Here is a 2,699-nt window from a genome sequence, read left to right as displayed (position 1 = left end):
CGCGCAGCAGTCCCGCGACGCTGAGGTGCTGGCGTGAGAACGGACCACTCATCAATACCTGCCTCGCAGCTTGAGAAGGTCGTGGCAGTATACTGATTCGGCTTCAAAAGTTTACGAAAGATTTTTTCGGCTCAAAGCCAACTTATTGTTTCTAAAGCAGATATTTTTGCGGCGGGAATTGCTGACGCTAGTCAGGGGTTATCGTGAATCACGCGGGATTCATCGTTCGGGGTGGCACCCTGCCATGAGCGTTGGTTCGGCGATCGGTTGGAACGAATCGCTCGATCGCAGCACGGCGTGCAGTTCTCTATCAAGCACCTCGTAGGCTTTCGATGACCGGCGCGGTTTGCGGCCGGACACCTCGCCACAGCCAGAAGGATTCGGCGGCCTGTTCGACCAGCATACCGAGCCCGTCGAGCGCCTGCGCAGCGCCGTGCCTCTGGCCCCAACGGCAGAACGGGGTCGGCTCGTCGGCATAGAGCATGTCGTAGACCCAGCCAGAGTCGGTGAGGCAGTCATCCGGGATTGCGGGCACACCGCCCTCGAGACCGGTCGAGGTCGCATTGATGATCAGATCGAAGCGCTGTCCGGCCAGGGCTTCGAGCCCGCAGCCCGAGACATCCGTCGCAGCGCGTGCGGCCGTGTTCGGCTGCCCTGTCGTAGTCGAGTCGGCCTGAGCCTGGGATGCGGGGTCCGGCTGCCGCCGGAAGGCAGAATGATGGGTCGTCGCAGTGGCGAGCTCGCTCGCTAGGGCCTCGGCCTTGGCAGCGGTGCGGTTCGCGATCACCAGCGCCGCCGGCTCGGCCTCGAGCAGGGGACGTAGCACACCGCGCGCGGCGCCGCCGGCGCCAAGCAGCAGCACGCGTCGACCGGCGAGTGCGAAGGAGTGATTGACGGTCAGGTCACGAATCAGGCCGATGCCATCGGTGTTGTCGCCGCGCAGCAGCCCGCCGTCGCGCACGATCAGGGTGTTCACCGCCCCGGCAGCGCGAGCATGCGCGCTGAGGTCCTCGAGCAGCTCAAACGCTTCGGTCTTGAATGGCACCGTGACATTGAGGCCACGGCCGCCTTCGGCGACAAAGCGGCGGACATCGCCGGCGAAATCGTTCAGATTACCGAGGATGCGGCCGTACTCGAGCGGCTCGCCGGTCTGCGCCGCGAACGCCGCGTGGATCTGGGGCGATTTGCTGTGCTCGATCGGATGACCGATCACCGCGTAACGATCGGTCATCGCCGGTTACCCTGAAACAACAGGTTCATCCTCGCCGTTCGTACCTCAGCATGAAGGTGACCCCTGGGTCACATCGGATTCCCTGTCCGGGATCGCATCAGACCATGAGCGTTACCCGATGTGTCCGTTGATCGCGAGCCGCTACGCTTGTTCATCATTGCAGCCCGTCCAAGCGCTCGGCGGTCAGAGATCGCTCAAGCGCCCAGCCACTGCGCGGCCTGCTTCGCGTAGTAGGTCAGGATGCCGTCGCCACCGGCGCGCTTGACGCCGAGCAGGGCCTCGAGCACCACCTCGCGCTCGTCGAGCCAGCCGTTCTGGCTCGCGGCCTTGAGCATCGCGTACTCGCCGCTGACGTGGTAGACGAAGGTCGGCGCCCCGAAGCGATCCTTGACTCGGCGGACGATGTCCAGATACGGCATGCCGGGCTTGACCATCACCATGTCGGCACCCTCAGCGAGGTCCAGCCCGACCTCGTGCAGGGCCTCGTCGGAGTTGGCCGGGTCCATCTGATAGGTGTACTTGTTGCCGCCGCCAAGGTTGGCCGCCGAGCCGACCGCATCGCGGAACGGCCCATAGAAGCTCGACGCGTACTTGGCCGAGTAGGCCATGATGCGGGTGTTGATGTGGCCGGCCGACTCGAGCGCTTCGCGCACGGCGCCGATGCGCCCGTCCATCATGTCCGAGGGCGCGACGATGTCGGCGCCGGCATCGGCATGGGAGACCGCCTGCTTGACCAGCACCTCGACGGTGGCATCGTTCATCACGTAGCCGGTCTCATCGATCAGCCCGTCCTGGCCGTGCGTCGTGAAGGGGTCGAGCGCGACATCGGTCATCACGCCGAGCTCCGGCACCGCGTCCTTGAGTGCCCGCACCGCGCGCTGGGCCAGCCCGTCCGAGTTGAACGCCTCGCGCGCGTCCTCGGACTTGGCGTCCATCGGGGTCACCGGGAACAGCGCCATCGCCGGCACGCCGAGCTGGGCGATGGTCTGCGCCTCCTCGACCAATAGATCGACACTCATGCGCTCGATGCCGGGCATCGAAGGTACCGGCTCGCGCTCGCCCTTGCCTTCCAGCACGAAGACCGGATAGATGAAATCATCCGGCGTCAGGATCGTCTCGCGCATCAGCCGGCGCGAGAAGTCGTCGCGCCGCATCCGGCGCATACGGGTGGTGGGATAGGGGGCGCGATTGGGGTGCAGATCGGACATCTGGACGCTCGTGTATCGGAACGGGGTGGTTGGGCGATCGGGTTAACGCTGGCTCGCCCGAGCGGCGGCCTGCGCAATGACGGGTAACCATAGCGTACCTGGGCGATCGACGGCCAGCCTTGCTGCCATTGCGCAGCAATTCCCGCCATCCTCGGAGATGGCAGCTGACAAGACACGGAGACCGGCATTGAAGATCTCTGGACGCATGGACGCCTCGCTGCAGAGCAACGCTTTGATGAAGCTGGCTTGTTCTCCCCTCA

At 64.9% G+C, this 2,699-nt stretch carries 3 protein-coding genes; all 3 read right to left on the bottom strand.

The window, feature by feature from the left end:
* Window positions 1-310 precede the first annotated feature (310 nt).
* Window positions 311-1,231: a shikimate dehydrogenase gene (gene aroE / locus CKO40_RS23510; protein ID WP_200348886.1), complete on the bottom strand. Its 921-nt coding sequence runs from the start codon at window positions 1,229-1,231 to the stop codon at window positions 311-313.
* A 194-nt stretch (window positions 1,232-1,425) separates the two neighbouring features.
* Window positions 1,426-2,439 carry a porphobilinogen synthase gene (gene hemB, locus CKO40_RS23505; RefSeq protein ID WP_200348885.1) on the bottom strand — a complete coding sequence of 338 codons (1,014 nt, stop codon included), beginning with the start codon at window positions 2,437-2,439 and terminating at the stop codon, window positions 1,426-1,428.
* 42 nt (window positions 2,440-2,481) lie between these two features.
* On the bottom strand, window positions 2,482-2,699 hold a 218-nt coding region (locus CKO40_RS23980; protein WP_207173836.1), incomplete at its 5' end, for a hypothetical protein.

Source organism: Halochromatium glycolicum, from assembly GCF_016584085.1.
GTDB lineage: Bacteria > Pseudomonadota > Gammaproteobacteria > Chromatiales > Chromatiaceae > Lamprobacter > Lamprobacter glycolicus.
This window is presented reverse-complemented; position numbering and strand designations above follow the sequence as displayed.

Excerpts from the sequence above, each read along its gene's own strand:
- hemB (WP_200348885.1), bottom strand. The coding sequence starts at position 2,439 with ATGTCCGATCTGCACCCCAATCGCGCCCCCTATCCCACCACCCGTATG.
- aroE (WP_200348886.1), bottom strand. The coding sequence starts at position 1,231 with ATGACCGATCGTTACGCGGTGATCGGTCATCCGATCGAGCACAGCAAA.